The following is a 20,319-nucleotide window of genomic DNA, read 5'->3' as shown; positions in this document are numbered from 1 at the left end:
CATGCAGATTTATGTTTCGCAGAGCGTAGTTCGAAGTGGCGACGGAACGAGAAACCATCCATTCCGCTTTATTCAGGAAGCTGCTGACATTGCGCAGCCCGGAGACATTGTAATTGTAGCTCCGGGAATTTACAGAGAATTTGTTCATCCCGCAAATGGTGGAACAAAGGACGCTCCAATTGTTTACTGTAGTGCAGAGCCGCAGGGCGCTGTAATCACCGGAGCGGAGAGAATCAAGGAATGGGAGCCTTTTAAAGGCGATGTCTGGAAGGTCAACGTTCCTAATGATATTTTCGGAGATTATAATCCCTTTACAACACCTGTGGAAGGTGACTGGTACTGGGGAAAAACAATAAATCATACCGGTGATGTTTTCTTAAATGGCAAATCCATGTATGAAGTGGATTCGCTTGATGCTGTATGCGATCCTGTTATAAGACGTGCTTCCTGGGATCAGGAATTCAGCGTATATACATGGTATTCAGCGCAGGAAAACAACGATACCGTCATTTTTGCCAATTTCCATGGAAAAGATCCCAATGAGGAAGATGTTGAAATCAGTGTTCGCAGAAATTGCTTCATGCCTCTTGAAAATGGGATTAACTATATCACTGTATCAGGCTTTGCGCTCAGGCAGGCTGCTACACAGTGGGCGCCTCCCACTGCATATCAGGATGGTCTTATAGGACCCCATTGGGCAAAGGGATGGATCATAGAGGATTGTGAGATTTCCGAATCAAAATGTGCTGGAATTTCTTTGGGAAAATATTACCAGAGCAGAAATAATAACAAGTGGACAGGAACATATATTAAGGACGGGACACAGACTGAGAGAGATGCTGTCTGTCAGGCGGTCAATGATGGATGGGATAAGGAAACAATCGGTTCTCACATTGTCAGAAGGTGTGAAATCCATGACTGCGGACAGACAGGTATTGTCGGACATATGGGTGCTGTTTTTAGTACAATCGAAGACAATCATATCTACAGGATAAATAATAAGCATAATCTTGAAGGTGCGGAGATTGGAGGAATTAAGCTTCATGCCGCCATTGATGTTGTGATACGGAGAAACCACATTCATCACTGCACAAGAGGTTTATGGCTTGACTGGCAGGCGCAGGGAACAAGAGTGACACAAAACTTCTTCCATGATAATACAACGCCTGAAGGATGCGAGATTGCTGATGGTCTTGCACTTGGTGAAGACATTTTTGTCGAGGTATCTCATGGGCCTACCATCATCGATCACAATCTTTTGTTATCGGATATTTCCTGCAGACTTAGTACACAGGGAATTGCACTTGTGCATAATCTGATAAATGGATCATTTTCATATGTTGGTCAGGGAACAGACAATGGTGGTAAAAAGTTCCAGAGCTGCAGATATACGCCGTATCATGTACCTCATTCCACTAAGATAGCCGGATTTATGACTATCCTACATGGAGATGCACGTTTCTATAACAATATTTTCGTGCAAAAGGAGATTAGGCAGGATCTGCGAGACTATGCCCATAAAGAAGGACAGGAGTCTCTGTCACTGTATAACTTTATTTGCGGAACCAAGCCCTATGATGGTTATCCCACAAGGGAGCAGTACTTTGCAACATTACCGCCGGATCCGACAGTTAAGTGGGAGGATAGACCCAATGACAGATATTATGACCATCTTCCTGTTTATACGGGCGGTAATGCGTATTTCAACGGCGCACAGCCCTGTGATTCGGAATATGGTGCGTATATAGAGAAAAACCATACCGTTAAGATTATGGTATCCGAGGAAGAGGGCAATTTCAGACTTCATACAAATTTATATGAATATCTGCCCCGCAGTATGACAAGGATGATATCCTCGAAAGTTCTAGGAGAAGCCTTCGAACCGGAGCAGCGCTTTGAGAACAGAGATGGTACCGAACTTTTAATGGATACTGACTATTTCGGAAGAAAAAGAAGTATTCATCCTCTATGCGGACCTTTTGAAGAGGGAGCAGGAGACCGTTTTACTGTGGCTATGCCTACAATGAGTGGAAGAGCTATTTATCATCATGCTAAGGAACGTCTTGAGGGCAAAGCGAGAAAAAGAATTTCACAGAGAGAGTTTTCCGAGGCAGAGCCCGAGACGGAGCCATGGGGAAATTATGAGAGCGGCCCTGAGGGAGAGGGCAGCTGGGAAGCATCCGAGAAGGAGGATGAGATCACAAGAGTTCAGGCGGATATTACAATGACCGGCTGTGAGAGCGTGACCTTCCCCTACAACGGAACACTTTTCCAGGTGCAGGACATTTTCGTAAGAGGTAATACAGCGTGGCTTCGGGATCTGAAAACCCAGAAGCTTGTTGAGGTTGACTGCGAATATGGTATATACTCTGAGAGGAAAAGATGGAGTGTGAATTCACTTCAATCCGTTGATGTAAGTCAGGATCCCAATATGAGCGGACTGGTGCAGACGGTGGGAACACTTTTATGCGTACTCAGTAAGAGTATGACACATGATCCTGCGGATGCCTGCAAGACCATAAGCGCAAGAGTAAATAAAGCGCTGGAGCCTCGAATCACAATGAGACTTACACCTAAATATTTGAAATTTATACAGGAGAAAAAATTTATCTCACTTGAGGATGTAATTTACAGAGTAAAGACATCTCCTATTGAGCCTGTTGCAGAGACTGTAGAGAATCTGTGACGATATAAAGAAATATAATGGAAAGACGTACAAATTGGTACAAACTCGATAATGCAGCAAAAATCATACCTTCAACGGTTCGTGGAGCAAATACGAGAGTTTTTCGTATTTCCTGCGAACTATTGGAGGAGATTGATCCCGTAATTTTACAAAGGGCACTTGACGAGTCTATCGTCGAATACCCTTTCTTTAACTGTGTCTTAAGGAGAGGCCTTTTCTGGTATTACCTTGAGGACAGCAATCTTAACTGTACAGTGGAGGAGGAGCATCTTCCTGCTTGCAGCCCTCTTTATCTTCCGGGAAAAAAGAACCTTTTATACAGAGTTTTTTATTATAAAAGAAGAATAAGTATTGAAATGTTTCATGTGCTGGCAGACGGAACCGGCGCCCTCATGTTTTTTAGGAGAATGATAACCAGATATCTGGAAATCGCTCATGATTTTCATGTGGATAATGAATTCTTTGCAGCAGAAACTGCGTCTGTAGCAGAGAAGAATCTTGACTCTTTTACACATTTTTACAGAAAACAAAAAGGCTTAAAACAGTTAAGGACTCTTGCAAGAAACAATGCTTATCAGCTCCACGGGGAAGTTGACAGCAATAACGAATCACATATAGTTGAGGCCTGTGTATCAGCCAATGCTTTTAAGGAGCTGGCATTAAAATTCGGTACTACAGTAGGAATTCTGAGCACATCGATTTACATAGGAGCAATTATTGATACAATGTCCACTGCTCAGATGAAAAAGCCGATAGTGGTGAGTGTGCCTGTAAACTTAAGACAGTACTACAAGTCCTTTACTGCCAGAAACTTTTTTGGAGTTATCAGCATTAAATTTGATCCCTTCGATTATGATGGTACGATGGTGAGCATAATAGAAGAGGTTGATGATGCATTTAAGCAGCAGCTCGAACCTACAAGAGTCAATGAAACCATGAATTCATATGCAGCCCTTGAGCACAATATTGCAATCAAGGTTGTTCCCTTATTCATCAAGGACTATGCCATAGGACGATTTGATGCGGCTGCAAAAAAAGGTGTTACGACCTCTATTTCCAATATGGGACTGATTAAAATGCCAACAGAGGTAACACCGTTCATCGACAGATTTTCAGCTTTCATGACGGCGGCTAAGGAGCAGATAACCATATGCAGCTTCGGCGATAGGATGGTATTTGGAGAATGCTCAGCCTTTACTTCGCATCCTACAATGCTTAATCTTTGCAGAAGGCTTACTGCCGAGGGACTGGGAGTTGAGCTTAGTACCAATGACTTTGATGTGCCTGTTCACGATAAGAAAGCAAAGGAGAGTAAGTAATGCAATACTGCCCAAAATGTAAAATTGTAATAAGGGGAGATAAAACCTGCTGTCCTTTGTGTGAAGGAAAAGTCCTTGGCAAAAAGGATGTTCTTCGAACCGGTCTTGATAAGAAAATGTACGACATCAATGATTTTTCCGAAGAAAGTGAAGCACCTTATCCAACACTTCCGGAGCGGAGAATCAGCGGTGTGACCTTTGTGAAAATATGTACATTTCTGCTTGGAATAATCATAGTAATGGGTGCAGCGATAAAATACCTGTTTGGAGATTCAGTGACCTGGGTTCCGGTTTTTATTCTTGGAAGTGTTGTGCTGTGGCTTGATATTCTCGCAATTATGAGATATCGCTACAACATTTTGAAAGTATTGACCATAGAAGTTATCGTGGCAATTATCATAAATTACTACGTCGATAAGAAAACCGGCTTTTACGGCTGGAGTGTGTCCTGGATGATACCCTTTAGCCTGGTTGGACATACGATTTTAAGCTGGATTGTTGCACAGGTAATGAAGCTCAGATTTGAGGAATACATAATCTATATTGTTATGGATGCGGTTATGGCATTTTCGCAGATAATCTTTATATGGAATGGTGAAAATTCCGTTCCCTATGCAGCGGTATTTGTAATGGCAGCTTTCGCCATAACACTTATTGCTACATTATTATTCAGATTCAGAGAACTCAGAAGTGCCACGTCTCGTATGTTTAATGTCTGATAAAAATGCATTATTACTCCGGGGAGAAGCGATGTCGATGCCAATGGGGGAAACAGTATGAATTATAAGGAAAAACGCAACCTTCGACTGCAGCAATTAGGGGATTTTGTTGAAAACAAAATAGATAAGCAGATGGTAGAACGTGACCTTTTGGCACCGGAGCTTCCTGATGATCCCGAAGATAAAAAGTGGTACAGGGTCATAATTCCAAAAGGAATATCAGGTGATGGATCAGGGTATCATATCTATGTGAAAATTGCCGATCCAAAAAAACTATGTATTTTCTTTTCCGGCGGTGGCGTAGCATACAATGAGTATACTGCAGCCAGGCCTATTACCGGTGGTAAAGTGGCTGCCGATCTTCCCAATTATTATTTTAATAATGTTCGTCCGTTAACCCAGATCATAAACATTGATATTGGGATAATGAATCTTAAGGATGCTGATAATCCCTTTAGAGACTGGAGCATAATTGATATTCCCTATGCTACGGGTGATTTCCATGTAGGGAATAATGAGTTTCCTTACGAGGGCGAGGACAAGGAACAGCATGTCCTTCATTTCCATGGTTATCATAATTTTCTTGAAGCGATGGAGATTTCAGGAAAACTTTTTGCCAATCCGGAAAAAATACTTATAGCCGGCAATAGTGCCGGAGCATTCGCTGTCCCGGCATTGACGGATGATATTTTAAGTAAATGGTACCCTGATGCGGAGGATGTAACACTTTTATCGGATAGCGCGCTTCTTTTGTATTCAAAATGGGAGCATATTGCGAGGAACGTATGGAAGGCACCTGAGTCCATATGCGATCCGATAAAAACAGATAACATTACTCTTTGCTGGTACAGGAATCTGTTTGCGAAATACGGTGATAAGCTCAGATATCTATATTCCAGTTCCACAAGAGATTATGTGCTTTCAGCTTATTACAATAATTTTATCAATAAGACTTACAAAACCGATGCGGATGTTCAGGATACTTTTTATGAGCAACTAAAGGAGATGGTTCACGAATTAAAAGAGCTTACTCCCGGCTTTGGCATGTTTATCAATAATTGGGTTGTTCCAATCGTAACAAAGGGAGGAACAGTGCATACCGCTGTGAGAGAGCCGTATTTTACACGTTTTTCACAGGGGGATGTCACCATGGCCAGATGGCTTAGTGACGCAGTAAACGGAAACGTATATGATGTTGGAATGGATTTACTTTTAGACTAAACTTTTTTCTCCTATATGCCGAAATAATACTTGTAAATAATAAAACTGGTATGGGGATTTTTGCTTATGCGAAGGCGTAGGGGGAATATCAAAAAAACAATAAGAAATACTATCCTTACGTTATCCTGCATTACCTTTTTGGTGGTGACAGGTATTTTTGCTGTCGAGATTTATCAGGAACAGGTTAGCAGTTCCAATATGAAAAAAGTACAGGCTATGGCGGCTGTCTCTGTTTCTAATTCCAGGGCTGTCATGGATGCGAAAAAAGAATCTCCGGAAGAGCAAAATACAAATCTTGTTTCCCTCAAAATAGAATATCTTTATAAAAAGAACAAGGATCTTACGGGATGGCTCCGTATCAATGGTTCTGAGATTAACTATCCTATCATGTATAGGGATGACGACAATGATTATTATTTACAGCATGATTTTTTCGGTAATGAAGACAGAAACGGACTCCTTGTTTTAGATAAGAGATGTAACTATGACTTATCAGATAATCATCTTTTGATACATGGACATAATATGAGATCAGGCGCTCTTTTCGGAACTCTTAAGTATTACAAGGATGATGCATACATGAGGAAGCATCAGGCTGTTGAGCTTGATACTCCAAATGAGCAGAGGTTTTATGAGGTAATAGCTGTGGTTGATACCACCGCAAACGGTGAGAAAAACGGATTTAATTATGCTAACTATATTAATTTAAATGACAAGGAAACCTTTGATTCCTATGTGGCTAATTTAAAGGCCAGATCTATGCACCAGATAGCAGCCACCGCGACTTATGGTGATCAGCTGCTGACACTTTCAACCTGTGACTACACAATGAAAAACGGAAGATTGCTGGTAGTTGCCAAGAGGGTCGGATAATTTCGAAAGGCAGGGCGATACGTATGAAGATGAAAAAAATGCTTGTAGTTATACCTATGTGTTGTACGCTGATGACATCCCCGCTTTCAGTAATAAGGGCAGAGGCTGTTACCGTAGATATTAAGGATAATTATGATGCCGGACTTTTACAGGAAGAGCCTTCCGGTGGCTCGGGCAACAATAATGAAGGTAGCGCAGAAGCATCCACAACTGCGGCAACAACAACTACTCCCAGTGCAGCAATTACAGCATCCTCTGAGACAACTGTAACGCCGGTGTCAACAACTCCCGCAACGACAACTACGACGGATCTTCCCCAAACAGGTGATGACGATCGTATAATACTAACCTTTGTTGCCATGCTTGCCAGCTTTTCAGTATTCCTGACAGCTCTTGTATGGGGAGGGCATTTTGAAAAGAATGGCCGAAAGAAGAGCCATTAATTAAAACCTCGCAGTTTAAAAAAATGAAACTGCGAGGCTTTTTGTTTTATAAAGCTTCGAACTTATCCTTGAAGGCTTCATGTACCTGTGCACGTATTTTTTTATCATTTCCGTTTACCGAAGCATTATACTGATTTGTTTCTTTGCTGTACCTGATAAGAGCCTCGGCAATCATGTCACAGTAATCAATAAGCCGCTCTTCGATATTGCACACATCCGTATAAAGTGTGCTGTTGCTTCGGTCCAGGTCTTCGTCATGGATTCTCTTTATGTAATTTCGTTTTACTATGTTGCTAAGTTCCATGATTTCTTCCCGGTAATATCTTATTGATTGTGAAACAGCATTTGATCTTGTTTTGAAATCACTGATTGTCAACTGCATGATTTCGTATATTGATCCCGCAAGTATATGATTCTGTTTGAGATCCTCACCTGTGAGTCTATATGAAGATGAAGCGATTGTGTCAGATAAATCGAATAACCGCTTAGCAACCTTTCCCATTCTTCCGAATGCAATATTGGCAGAATTAAGCAGATTCAGATGAGCTCTTTCTGTACTACCCAATTCTTTCATTGATAGTTCTGTGAGATAGGAATCAATCTGATCGCGGAATCTGAAGATCCTTTCAATAAGCATCGGTATTTTCTCTTTAACATCAGGATTTTTATAAATGTCTATTATAGACAGATATGTATCCTCAACTGTTTCCGATAGAATAATTACAGCTTTGTCTGTCTGATCAATCGCAACCTCAGGATTACCCAGAAGATTATCATCAAGCATGGTCAGTCTGTTGGCCTGTTCTTCCTTTTCTGCCGCACTTAAAGGAATGGACAGATTGACCAGTGTTACCAATACATCCGACAAAGGAAGCCATATTACAATGGCTATGATATTAACCATAGAATGCATTACAGGTATACCTATCCCGCCAACTCTGTTATCTATAAAGCTTAAAGCGGAAGCTTTATTTAAAAAATAAAAAATAATCAGGACAGGAAGTGTCTTTACAAAATTATAGTAAAGATTCAAAAGAGCAGTTCTTTTTCCATTGTTGGATGTTTCAAGGGAAGACAGCAGAGCAGTAATACATGTACCAACCTGTGCACCCAGTATAAGGGGAAGAGCCATGCCATATGTAATAGTCATGGACAGGGCAAAGGCCTGCACGATTCCGATAACAGCGTCTGAGCTTTGAATGATAAGAGCAAAACATAGTGCAAATAAAAATCCAAGGATAGGATTGTTAAAGCTTATCAGTATATTTTTTATAGCGGGCAGTTCCTTGAGAGGAGAGACCGCTGAACTCATCAGATTCATACCAATCATCATTACCGAAAAACCAAGAAGTACAGATGCCACATTTTTCTTTTTTTCGGATTTAGAGAACATGGTAATGAAAATACTGAATATTGCAAGGAATGGCGAAAAAGAACTTGGTTTTAAAATTGTAAGAAACAGCTCCTCGCCATCCAGAGCATTCAGGGATAATATCCATGCAGTAGCGGTTGTTCCAAGATTTGCACCAATAATAAGGCCTACAGCCTTTGAAAGCTCTATGATTCCGGAATTTACAAGACCGACAGAAAGAACCGTAATAGCAGAAGAGGACTGAACTATTCCGGTTATGACTGCACCAAATAAAAACGCAAAGAATTTGTTTTTGGTAATGGTTCCCAGTAATCGGTTAAGGGCCCCTCCTGCCAACGCTGACAGGGAATTGCTCATGGTATCCATTCCCAGCATAAATAATGCAAGACCACCTACCATAGAAGCGATAATGGTGAATATTTCTACTGAACTCATGGACAAGGTCTCCTCTATCTTTTGGGCATAATGCGTTTGATTGCCAGGTTGCTTAGCGCATTGAATGCAAGAATCGGTATGTAGGCCATAGCCAGATAAGACGCATAACGCCAACAAACGCAGTGAATAGTAGTATTATACCTATCCCCAAAAACAGATTTGCAGGGGTACTCCACCAGGGATTGGCGCTTTAACTTGTCAACTGTTTGAAAAAGCATGGTAAACCTCCTAATGTAATAAAGGGACAGTCACATAATTAATTATAGATGGTGCATATCAAAACAAAACGAAATTAAATATTAAATTTTTCTGAATATCATAGAAATAACTTTTCAAAAAGTAGAATTATTGAAATTCCGTTGATAAAATTGATATAAACATATTAGAAAACGAAGGAGAAGACTTTGAAAAAAATACTTGGCAGAATCATCATTGTTCTTCCGGTGCTGGCTATTCAGATTGGATGGCTATATTTGACACTTGTCCAATTTAACAGAATTACCAATGGCCATCTGGCTGATATTGTTAATGGTATTTTCACTGTGCTTGCAGTATTTTTTGTTGTCAGGCTTATTGCAAGACGGGATGAGAGCTCCTATAAACTGCTTTGGGCTATAGTAATAGTAGCAGTACCTGTATTGGGTGCCATGCTGTATTTTACCCTGGGAAATAAAACTACCGGGAAGAAGCTCAGGGTGAGACTTAACTATACAGCATCAGTGCTAAGAAAACTATATGATGGTGACAATACAGAAATCCCCTGTTATATAAAGGAGATTGAGAAGGATGACTTAAGGCTTGGACAGACCTTGTCATTTGTCAGTCAGTCAACAGGCTTTCCTCTTTTGAAAAATGATACTTCAAAGTATTATCCCTTCGGGGAAGATATGTTTGCCGATATGTGCAAGGATCTGAAGGATGCGAAGCACTTCATTTTTATTGAGTATTTCATAATACAGTCCGGTAAATTCTGGGATACACTTACGGAAATACTTGCAGAGAGAGTGCAGTCAGGAGTTGATGTCAGGGTTATGTACGATGACCTTGGAAGTATTGCAACTTACTCAGTTAGGGACATTTCGGATCTTTCAAGGAAGGGAATCAAATGCATTCCTTTTAATCCATTCTTTCTCATAAAATCTCAGCTCAATAACAGAGATCATAGGAAAATTATGGTCATCGACGGAGAGATAGCCTACAGCGGAGGCGTTAATCTGGCAGATGAGTACATCAATGAAAAGCAGATGTTTGGAAGATGGAAGGACATCGGTTTTCGCGTAACAGGCAGGGCAGTGGCAAGCTATACCTATATGTTTGCTGAATTCTGGGACGCTTTTGCCATGCATAAAATTCCTGAAGAAACATTAAAGCGTGTTGCAGATATGGAGGATTACGATGCGGATAACGGTTATATACTTCCGTATTATGACTCTCCTATGAGAGATGAGCACACCAGTAATATTCTGTTTACGGAGATTCTTTCTACAGCAACTGAGTATGTATGGTTTTATACGCCATACCTTATGCTGGGGGATGCGCTTTTTGATGCGTTTATAAGAGCTGCAAGAAGAGGCCTGGATGTAAGAATAATTATGCCCGGAATTCCTGACAAGAAATTAGTTTACCGGCTTTCAAGAAGCTATTACGAGGACCTCTTAAAAGCCGGTGTGAAAATTTATGAATATACGCCCGGCTTTGTTCATGCCAAGGCATTTATTTCAGATGATAAGATAGCAGGAATTGGAACGGTCAATCTTGATTACAGGAGCCTTTTCCTTCACTTCGAGTGTAGCTCTGTTTTCTACAAGGCAGATATTGTTGATGCCCTGAAGGCTGATTATCTGAGTACATTGAAAGAGTGCAGGGAAAGACACCTTGAGGATATAAACAGGAAATTTATTCATAAGATTATTGATAATTTCCTGCGAGTTGTGGCTCCATTATTATAAAAAACGTAATGTTATTCAACTTCCGCTGTATACGCTTTCCAATATCTCTTTCCTATCCCAGTATGAGAGGTTGCCCATTGTTTTGAAAGGATTTACCGTTTCAGCAAAATATGTCTCCTGCTGGTTGTTTTTGTCTACATCCTGAACATTTTGATGTAATATTTCGAGTTTTCTGTCAAGAGCGCTGTAGTAGAGGTCTGAAGAATCCGGATCGATACTGCGTGGAATGTTCCTGTCATCTTCAACATATGCGAAAAGACCGTAAAGCTCAGCCTGTGATGCTTTATCTGGATTTACATTATTTATGCTGACCTCATAGAGCTTTTCTGAGCCTTGATAGTTAGTAAAGACTTCAACCTTGGGATTTGACGGATCGTAATCCGCAGGGTATTTTGCGCTAAGCTCAAAGGTATTACCATCAGCATCGACCCCAGTGGTTTTATGGAAAAACGCATTTTCCGAATATCTTGCAGGGATTTCCATTTCTTCAGAAGCATTGCTGCTTTCTGAAGGAAGCACTTCAAGGTTGTTCTTGTTCATTCTCTCAAAGGTACTTTGTTCTGAAGGTGTGTAAGTGCCATTCTGTAAACCGTTTAATTTTTCTAAAAATGCATCGTAAAATTCTAATTCATTGTCAGAGCGTTTTAAAGATCTGGGTGAATTAGTCATGTTGATGCGATCCTGTTTCGCGGCCTCAATTGCATCTATGGCAGAATCTACATTCCCGCCCAAAATATCCTGAACTCCGGCAGCGCTGTTATCAGTCATCTTGGCACTTGTATTCATTTCAGCATAAAGTCTTGTTGCGGTATTTTCTGTCGCGTCTTTGCTATATCCAAGACCATTGTATCCGGTTTCCCTGGAGGCATCTATCCATGCGCTTTTCACTTTTTCAGAAGCATTGGGAGCAACCCTTTCAAGTGCGGCTATATCAGGGTCTGCCTTCTGCAGCTTGCTGATTGCAATATTTTTCTTGCGCTGTGCGTCCCACTCAGTATCAGTGTATTCGGTCTGTGATGTTTTTTGCGGAGTAGCAGCTGCATTAGTTCCATTAACCGTTGAACCTGTATTTGAAGCATTTTCTTTGACTGTCGTATTGCTTATGGGAGTAGTGCTATTTACAGCTGAGGCGTCATCTAAGTGTGCCTTAAAGCTCTGTGTTGTTGCTTTGGCAGGGGACCCATTATTTTCATATTTGTAAGTGCCAATGTTCTGAACCTGCTTAACCTTTGAGAGTTCGAGCATGTGTTTTCCTCCTTCCATCAAGAATTAGTGAAAACTTTTAGACAAAAAAATCCGAATACCAATAGAAAATCCATCCTTTGATATTCGGCAATATCCGTTGCTATCTTATATATCGGCATAGGTTAATAAGATGTTAGAGGTATTTTTGTGAACTTTTTGTGTTTTGTGACTGCAATTTATGTTTTTCTTCTATATGAAAGGGTATGTTATACTACAGTAATGATGAAAAATAAGATTATAAAACTAAATAAAATTAAATATGGGATTACAGCAGCGGCATTGCTTGGTCTGATATCATTATCAGGATGCAGCAAAGATGGAGAGGATACTTTATTCGAACCTATTGGCAATGAAAATGAAAGTCAGGTTATCGAAACAGAACAAGAAGAACAGAATAAATCTGTTATTGGAGCTGATGGCGTAGGAGATATTAAGGCAGAAGATACTGTAGATACAGATGCCGTTATAGATGAAGAGACAGATTCTGCTATCAGTACGCAGACTAATGAATCAGGAACAGAAGAAAAGGATAGCTCTGCTGAATCAGATGCAGTTGGAAACCGAAGCTCTGAAGAAACTGGAATCCTGACCTCTGCAGAGGATATAAATCTTCAGGATGTTGATGGGCAGGGCACTAACTATTCATTCACATACAACTCTGAGAACTATAGCGCTGTATACAGAACAGACAACTGGACCATCTATAATTCCTACAAGATTAATAGTATGTCAGACATGACTATAATCTGTCAGGCGCTCATAGATATTCATCCTATACATGGACGTGACATGTCGAGCTATCGTAGTGCTGATGACATGGTATATGAATGGATGCAGCATAATATTGCCTACGCTGCACTTCCGGACGATTCAGAGCTTAAAAGTCATGCCAGGGATGTGGACTTTAATCCGGAAGATCAGGGCAGAAGTTTTGAGGAACTGTACAAGGACAGAACCGGTAAGGATATCGATATAAACGACATCCTTACAGAAGAGCAGCAGGACAAACTGATAGAGAGCCTGAAGGAAATGCTGGAATCAGGGAACTAAGTAATAATATTATTTTCCGGAAGCTAAAAAACATTACTCCAAAAGCTTCAAAGAGTACTCATAAGAAAACAGTTCATCCTTATCATCAAGGTGTATTCCAAAAAGCTGTTTCATCTTATCGAATCTGTAAAATAAAGTTGATTTATGTATGAAAAGCGCATTTGCTGTAGCAGGTGCGCTTCTGTTATTGTCAAAATAAGTAGTAAGTGTGCTGATATAGTTAGTTCCATTTTCCTCGTCATATTTTTTCATGAATTTTATAGATGGATTAATTGATGCCATTACAAGTGCGTGTTTATTCAGTGCACCCAGAATATGTCTCAAATAGTAGTCTTTATAATATATAATTGGTGATTCGTTAAATACTGACATTCTTTGGGAGAGTAGTCCCTGGCACTGATTAAAATAAGAGGAGCTCTCACTTAACCTGTCATAGAGATAGCTGATAGTTCCGATCATATGGTTCATTGTCAGAAATGTTCCTAATCTCTTTGCTGTCTTTTCGTCAAGCGTAGCCGGTTTTGAGGTGGAAACCAGGGTCACAAAACGATTTCCGAATACTCCCGTAACACTGTTTGAAAAGATGTTCGTGAGCTGATGGATATAGTTGTGATAAGCCATAAGGCGATTTGAAGTCGCAGTGAAGCTGCAGGCAACAATATAGTAGTAATCCTGCGGCTTAATACCAAGAAGAGATAGCTGAGAGACGGCGGTTTCTTCGTCATAATGTCTTCCGAAAAGATCCTTTAAAAACATATCATATTTAATTCCCTGAGGATTCCTGTAAGAGTCATCCTTCTGAAGCTGGATGGAAACCATTTGCGCAAGCGTATGAATAAGATCAAGATCACTTTCGGTGTGATCGCGGTCTTTACACATTACACAGATGTATCCCACGACAGCATGCTTTATTCTGATGCTTTCAAATATCCAATTAAATGAATAATCATCAAATTTTACAGCAAAGGGATACACCGAGTGATAAATTCGCTCGGTGATTTTTTTCTGTTCCATGTCGGCAGTATTCTTTGCACGTACTGACAGGCGGTTATTTCGTATTTCCAGGTTCTTGTTATCCGAAAGGTCAGGGTAAGAAGCAAGGATACCATAGCTGCTGTCACAGACAACAACAGGATTACCAAGATATTTGTTGGCGGTTTGAAGAAGAGCTTCTATACCATAGCCGTTGTGGAGAATGCTGAAAAGACTTTGTTTTTGTATATCAATTCTCTGATAAGAAAGGATGACATCCTCCATAAGATTATAAAGTTCTAATATATCGAGTTCTTCATTTATATAGAAAGAATCCGAAGAAGGAACTCTATCACCGGTTCCTATGAAAAGAACATCCCCAAAGACATCTGAATTACCGTAATCCTTATAGCTTGCCAGATAGAGTATGTTGGGTGAAAGATGCTCAATGATAACGTCATTTTGATTTAAAAAACGCAATCCGTCAACTGAATGCCTTTTTGGTGCGTTTCCATGGACAATAATCTCATATTTTTTTTCTATGGCATTTATGATGTCTGAAATATAAGCCATTTTACTGGTTCTCCCGCATTTTTTCGTAATTTTAAGTTGCATCCGACATTTGTCGGAAAAGGTCCGCGATATTTACTATTTTTACTCAATGACCGTTGGATGTAAAGAGAAACTCTGAATGATAATTTATTAACTAACGTATTACATATTAAAAAAATGATAAAGAGGAAGTAAGCATTATGAGTATCAAAGTAATGGGGGTTACTGCCGGAAGAAAAAACAGTAACAGCGAAATTTTGTTAAAGGAGGCTCTTATCGCCTGTGAGGAGGCAGGAGCTGAGGTAACAATGATTAACTTAAGGGACTACAACATCCTTGATTGCACAGGCTGCACATCCTGCACAATCGGTATGTCCCAGGGCAAGAATGTTGGCTGCGTTCTTGATGATAAGGATGACAAAAAGAAAATCATGGACGTACTGCTCAACCAGGATGCGGTTATTTATTCAGTTCCTACATATGATCTGATGCCATCCGCCAACTATCTGACATTCGCTCAGAGAAGCCTTAGCTATGAGACGGCATTCCTTGAGACAATCGGTGCAATTGAACACAGAGACAGAGTTGCCGGACTTATCTCAGTAGGCGGATCAACCAGAGCATGGCAGTCCATGGCTCTTGAAGGACTTCAGGCAACAATGTTCACAACAGATATGAAGGTTGTTGACATGATTCTTGCAACCAGAGTACCAGGACCCGCTCAGTGTCTTCTTGATGATGAGCTTATAGCGAGAGCTCACAAGATGGGTGAAAACATTATCAAGGCTGTTAAGACTCCTGTTGAGAAGAGAGGCTGGCTTGGTGATGAAAACATGGGCTGGTGTCCTAACTGCCATTCAAACGCACTTGTTCTTGGAGAACCTCAGTGGGATGGCCTTCACTATCCTATCGAGTGTCAGGTTTGCGGAGCAGGCGGAAATCTTGAGCAGACTGAGGATGGCAAGTGGAAATTTGTTATTCAGAAGGACGGCCTGTTAAAGGATCGTACAACAGTTGAGGGAAGAGCAAGACATCTTGAAGAAATCGGACGTACACAGGGCGGCTTCTTCGAAAATCCCGAAAACAGAGAAATTGTTGGTAAGAAAATCATCAGATATAAGGAAAAAACTTTTAAGGGTATCTAAATTGGGAGGTGTATATAAATGAAACAGATGAACGCAGACGTAATCGTAGTAGCAGCAGGCCTTTCAGGTCTTGCAGCAAGTATCGCAGCAGCAGAGAACGGAGCAAGTGTAATCACATTTGAGAAGTCATCCACAACAGGAGGTGCTGCAAACATGGGAATGGGCCCTCTTGGTGTTGGTAGTAGGATCCAGAAGGATCACATGATCGCACTTACACCCGGTGAGGCATTCAGAAAGCACATGTACTTCACACACTATCGTGTAGATGCACGTATGGTAAGAGACTACTACTTCAAGTCAGGTGACACAATTGACTGGCTTATGGACATGGGCGTTGAGTTTGTTGGAGTTCAGAGAGCTTTCAGTGCACCTGAGGCTACAAGAGCTTATTCAGATGGTGAGTTTACATGGCACGTTGTTAAGCCCGAGGACGGCGGAATGCCCGGACCTCGCTGCGCAACAGCTATGACAAAGAAAATGACAGAGAAGGCTAAGGAGCTTGGCGTAGACTTCCAGTTCGAGACACCTGTTAAGAAGATCATCATGGAGGATGGCGCTGCTGTAGGTGTTATCGCAACAGATAAGAACGGTGAAGAGATCGAAGCAAGAGCAAATGCAGTAATCATCTGCACAGGCGGATTCGGTGACAACCCGGAGATGATCAAAGAGCAGACAGAGTTCGAGTACGGCAACACAATCTACAACTTCGCAGTTCCCGGAATGAAGGGCGATGGAATCAAGATGGCATGGGAAGCAGGCGCTGGCCACGAGCCTTGCATCATGGAGCTTATGTATCAGCTTCCTGACAACATGAACCACTTCATCCTTGACGGTGCTTTCCGTCAGCCTTGCCTCTGGGTAAACAGAAACGGACAGAGATTCATGCCTGAGGATCAGATTGCAAACACAACCTTCACAGGTAACGCAATCGCAGCTCAGCCCGGAAAGGTTGCTTACTCAATCTTCGACAGCAAGCTCCTTAAAAAGTATAAGAAAAAGGGTCCCGACATCGTTTCTCATGTACACCCTCACGATCTTTTCGATCACTTCGATGAGCAGTGGAACAGAGACCTTGCAGATGGATATGAGCCCATCGTACAGGCAGACACAATCGAAGAGCTGGCTGAGAAGGCAGGCATCGATGTTGAAGGTCTCAAGGCTCAGATCGAAGAGTACAACGAGATGTGCGAGAAGGGCTTCGATGAGATCTTCGAGAAAGATCGCGCATACATGCAGCCCATCGAGAAGGCACCTTTCTATCTTTGCAGAGAGAACGTTGGTGCATACGGCTCACTTGGCGGCGTAAAGATCAACCACAAGACACAGGTTCTCACACAGGATGCAAAGGTTATTCCCGGACTCTATGCAGCAGGAACAGATGCCTGCAACATCTTCGGTGACAGCTATCCTTTCATCCTCTCAGGAAACACAATGGGATTCTGCCTCAACAGCGGACGTATCGCAGGTGAGAACGCATCAGCAGGTTCCGAGGACTTTGATGATTTTGAATAAATAACAGAGGTTACAGGTAGATGAAGATTTTTATTGACGGAAAAGAAATAGAGGCAAGAGAAGGCGCATCAGTACTTGATGCAGCCCTTGAAGCAGGCGTTTTTATTCCGCACCTTTGCTCCCATCCCGATCTGGAAGCAAAGGGAGGTTGTCGCCTCTGCTCTGTCGAGATAGACGGAGTGGAGGGGGCTGTGCCCTCTTGTAAAACAACTGTGACAGATGGCATGAAGATCACAGTTAATGGCCCCGAGGCTGAAAAGGTAAGAAAAACAGCCATGGAGCTCATACTTGCCACTCATCCTGCTGACTGTACAGGATGCCCCAAATACGGAAAATGCGAACTGCAGTCAATGTACCAGTACATGGGAGTAAGTCCCGAGCGCTGGAGGAAAAAGTCAAGACCGGTTCCCAATGATGAAAGCAATCCTTTGATTTCACATCTTTTCACAAGATGCGTAAGATGCGGACGCTGCATCAGAGCATGTCAGGATATGCGCGGTGTTAAAGTCCTTGACTATATAAAGACGGACATTGGAATCAGAGCAGGTATCCCTGAAGGAAAGAGCCTTAAGGAAGCAGGCTGTAGATTCTGCGGCGCATGTATCGAGGTTTGTCCCACAGGCTCAATCGTTGATGCATTTAAGCTCATGAAACCTGAGAGAACCTATGAGGAAAATGTAGTTCCCTGCAGAAGTACATGCCCTGCACATATAGATATTCCTGAGTACATCAGAAGCATTAAGGAAGGCGATTTTGATAAGGCTACTGCAATTATCAGAGAAAAGGTTCCTTTCCCTGAGACTCTCGGATCTGTCTGCACAAGAAACTGTGAAAGTCAGTGTAAGAGAGGTGAACTTAACTCACCTGTATCTATCTGCAGACTTAAGAGAGCAGCTGCTACAAATGAGAGTGGCGAGTGGAAAAAGCATGTAAGAAAGGATGCACCTACCGGCAAGAAGGTTGCTGTTATAGGAGCAGGCCCTTCAGGTCTTACAGGTGCATATTACCTTGCAAAGAAGGGACATGAAGTAACTGTATTTGAGAAGAACGAAAAAGCCGGCGGACAGTGCCGCTATGGTATTCCTTCCTACAGACTTCCTGATGAGCTTTTAGACAGAGAGATAAATACAATCTTAGAGTCAGGAATCACCCTGAAAACAGGCGTAGCAGCAGAAGAACCTGCAAAGCTCTTAGCAGACGGGTTTGATGCCGTCCTGGTTTCAATCGGCACACATCAGGGAACAAAGCTTCCTATTGAAGGAAATGACCTTGAAGGCGTCTATGTAAACGCAGACTTCCTCAAGGCTGCAAGACAGGGAAATCCTCTTCCCGTAGGCGACAGGGTAATGGTTCTTGGCGGCGGAAATGTTGCTTATGACTGTGCCCGTACAGCTATCAGACAGGGAGCTAAGGAAGTGCATATCGCGTGCCTTGAGAATCTCCAGCAGATGACTTCATCTGAGGAGGAGAGAAGAGAGGGTGAAGAGGAAGGTGTAATTCTTCATGCAGCTCATTCCTTCCTTAGAATAACAGGAGATACTAAGGCTACAGGAGTAGAAATTCAGAAGGTTAACAAGTTCTACTTTGATGAAAACAGAAAGGCCATTATCGAACTTGAGGAAGGTTCAAACCAGATAGTAGAAGTAGATAATGTAATTTTTGCAGTTGGCCAGAAGCCTGAAGGAACTGACAAGATGGGCCTTGAGCTCACACATGGTCCTTACATTGCCGCAAAAGACAGTGCTACAAGTATGGAAGGAGTCTTTGCATCAGGTGATGTAGTTACAGGTACAAGATCTGTTATCGAAGCAATTGCAGGCGGAAGAGATGCAGCGATTGCTATAGATAAATTCCTCGGCGGAGACGGTGATATCAGTGAGACTCTTACAGAGAGAACTGCTCCGGAGAAATATATCGGTCGCATAGATGGCTTTGCTGATCTATCCAGAAATGAAGCTGCAATGATGGAGCCTGAGAAGAGAAAATGCGGTTTTGATGCCATAGAGAAGCCCTTTACCTGTGATCAGGCGAAATGCGAAGCAAGCAGATGCCTTCAGTGCGATCTTAGAACAACAATATCCAAAGTAAAGCTTTGGAACGAGTATTAAGGAGGAAAAGATGAGTAGCGCAGATAAGATCAGAGAATTAAAAGAAGATAAGTGCGTCGTTGATGTCCTTCTTAAGGAAGTTCAGAGCCACCCCTGCAAGGACTGCGGGAAATGTGTCTTTGGATATGAAGGAATCACACAGCTTGAAATGATACTGAAGGATATAACCGAAAAGAAGGGACGTCCCGGTGACATCGCTCTTATGCAGGATCTTTCAGATATGATGAAAACTCAGTCTCTTTGCGAAGACGGAGAAGATATTGCGGATGCTGTTAAGGAAGCACTTAGTAATTACGGTGACATTTTTGATGAGCATATTTCTAAGAAGGGCTGCCGTGCAGGAGTATGTAAAAAGTTCATGACCTACCACATTCTTGCAAGTAAGTGTGTGGGCTGCGGTGAATGTATGGATGTCTGCGAGGATGACGCAATCCTTGGAAAAGATAAGTTCGTACACGTAATTGTAATGGACGAATGCTCACTTTGCGGAAAGTGCATGAGCGCATGTGACGAGGATGCAATCGTCATGGCAGGCGCACAAAAGCCCAAGTGCCCCACTAAACCTATTCCGTGTAAGAGAAAGTAATGTAAGCTTCTAAGCCTTTCTCTTGGGAAAGACTCTAAAAGCCTTCCCCAAGGGAAAGACTCTAAAAGCCTTCCCCAAGGGAAAGACTCTAAAAGCCTTCCCCAAGGGAAAGACTCTGAAAGCCTTCCCCAA

The 20,319-nt window shown here is 41.9% G+C and carries 15 protein-coding genes; 12 read left to right on the top strand and 3 right to left on the bottom strand.

The window, feature by feature from the left end; all coding sequences use genetic code 11:
- Nucleotide 1 precedes the first annotated feature (1 nt).
- The 6 genes from G602_RS27590 (at nucleotide 2) to G602_RS0119475 (ending at nucleotide 7,261) form a co-directional block, all read left to right on the top strand.
- Nucleotides 2-2,686: a right-handed parallel beta-helix repeat-containing protein gene (locus tag G602_RS27590; protein WP_081676079.1), complete on the top strand. Its 2,685-nt coding sequence runs from the start codon at nucleotides 2-4 to the stop codon at nucleotides 2,684-2,686.
- Nucleotides 2,687-2,703: 17 nt separating this feature from the next.
- Entirely contained in the window at nucleotides 2,704-4,005 is a 1,302-nt protein-coding gene (locus G602_RS0119495) for a hypothetical protein (RefSeq protein ID WP_026660491.1), read from the top strand.
- On the top strand, nucleotides 4,005-4,724 hold the full coding sequence (locus G602_RS0119490) for a DUF6320 domain-containing protein (protein ID WP_026660490.1): 720 nt from the start codon (nucleotides 4,005-4,007) through the stop codon (nucleotides 4,722-4,724). Before G602_RS0119495 ends, G602_RS0119490 begins: the two co-directional genes overlap by 1 nt.
- 57 nt (nucleotides 4,725-4,781) lie before the next feature.
- Nucleotides 4,782-5,945, top strand: a complete 1,164-nt coding sequence (locus G602_RS0119485; protein ID WP_026660489.1) for a pectin acetylesterase-family hydrolase — start codon at nucleotides 4,782-4,784, stop codon at nucleotides 5,943-5,945.
- 66 nt (nucleotides 5,946-6,011) lie between these two features.
- On the top strand, nucleotides 6,012-6,818 hold the full coding sequence (locus G602_RS27585; protein WP_049945348.1) for a class B sortase: 807 nt from the start codon (nucleotides 6,012-6,014) through the stop codon (nucleotides 6,816-6,818).
- Between the two features lie 23 nt (nucleotides 6,819-6,841).
- The gene (locus tag G602_RS0119475) at nucleotides 6,842-7,261 is read left to right on the top strand and encodes a hypothetical protein (RefSeq protein WP_026660487.1); all 420 of its coding nucleotides are present in this window, start codon (nucleotides 6,842-6,844) and stop codon (nucleotides 7,259-7,261) included.
- A 46-nt stretch (nucleotides 7,262-7,307) separates the two neighbouring features.
- Here the strand turns inward: G602_RS0119475 and G602_RS0119470 are convergent, their stop codons facing one another.
- Nucleotides 7,308-9,068: a Na/Pi cotransporter family protein gene (locus G602_RS0119470; protein ID WP_026660486.1), complete on the bottom strand. Its 1,761-nt coding sequence runs from the start codon at nucleotides 9,066-9,068 to the stop codon at nucleotides 7,308-7,310.
- Between the two features lie 404 nt (nucleotides 9,069-9,472).
- On the opposite strand from G602_RS0119470, the gene cls reads away from it, so the two are divergent.
- Complete coding sequence (gene cls, locus G602_RS0119460) at nucleotides 9,473-11,017, top strand: cardiolipin synthase (protein ID WP_026660484.1); 1,545 nt, start codon at nucleotides 9,473-9,475, stop codon at nucleotides 11,015-11,017.
- A 15-nt stretch (nucleotides 11,018-11,032) separates the two neighbouring features.
- Here the strand turns inward: cls and G602_RS0119455 are convergent, their stop codons facing one another.
- Complete coding sequence (locus G602_RS0119455) at nucleotides 11,033-12,262, bottom strand: hypothetical protein (protein ID WP_026660483.1); 1,230 nt, start codon at nucleotides 12,260-12,262, stop codon at nucleotides 11,033-11,035.
- Between the two features lie 147 nt (nucleotides 12,263-12,409).
- Between G602_RS0119455 and G602_RS0119450 the strand changes: the two genes are divergently transcribed.
- Nucleotides 12,410-13,312, top strand: a complete 903-nt coding sequence (locus tag G602_RS0119450) for a hypothetical protein (RefSeq protein ID WP_026660482.1) — start codon at nucleotides 12,410-12,412, stop codon at nucleotides 13,310-13,312.
- A 33-nt stretch (nucleotides 13,313-13,345) separates the two neighbouring features.
- Here G602_RS0119450 and G602_RS0119445 read toward each other — a convergent pair whose 3' ends face one another.
- Nucleotides 13,346-14,857, bottom strand: coding sequence for a PucR family transcriptional regulator (locus G602_RS0119445; RefSeq protein WP_026660481.1), 1,512 nt, complete (start codon nucleotides 14,855-14,857; stop codon nucleotides 13,346-13,348).
- A 179-nt stretch (nucleotides 14,858-15,036) separates the two neighbouring features.
- Between G602_RS0119445 and G602_RS0119440 the strand changes: the two genes are divergently transcribed.
- From G602_RS0119440 to G602_RS0119425, 4 genes are read left to right on the top strand one after another with little or no spacing between them, the layout of a single operon-like run.
- Entirely contained in the window at nucleotides 15,037-15,981 is a 945-nt protein-coding gene (locus G602_RS0119440) for a flavodoxin family protein (protein ID WP_026660480.1), read from the top strand.
- Nucleotides 15,982-15,999: 18 nt separating this feature from the next.
- Entirely contained in the window at nucleotides 16,000-17,493 is a 1,494-nt protein-coding gene (locus tag G602_RS0119435; RefSeq protein ID WP_026660478.1) for an FAD-dependent oxidoreductase, read from the top strand.
- 20 nt (nucleotides 17,494-17,513) lie between these two features.
- Nucleotides 17,514-19,601, top strand: coding sequence for an FAD-dependent oxidoreductase (locus G602_RS0119430; protein ID WP_026660477.1), 2,088 nt, complete (start codon nucleotides 17,514-17,516; stop codon nucleotides 19,599-19,601).
- A 10-nt stretch (nucleotides 19,602-19,611) separates the two neighbouring features.
- Complete coding sequence (locus G602_RS0119425; RefSeq protein ID WP_026660476.1) at nucleotides 19,612-20,187, top strand: NADH-ubiquinone oxidoreductase-F iron-sulfur binding region domain-containing protein; 576 nt, start codon at nucleotides 19,612-19,614, stop codon at nucleotides 20,185-20,187.
- Nucleotides 20,188-20,319: the final 132 nt, after the last annotated feature.

The sequence above is a fragment of the Butyrivibrio sp. AC2005 genome, assembly GCF_000424145.1.
Taxonomy (GTDB): Bacteria; Bacillota; Clostridia; order Lachnospirales; family Lachnospiraceae; genus Butyrivibrio.
Note: the sequence above shows the minus strand (reverse complement) of the source record. Positions and strands in the feature narration are given on the sequence as shown.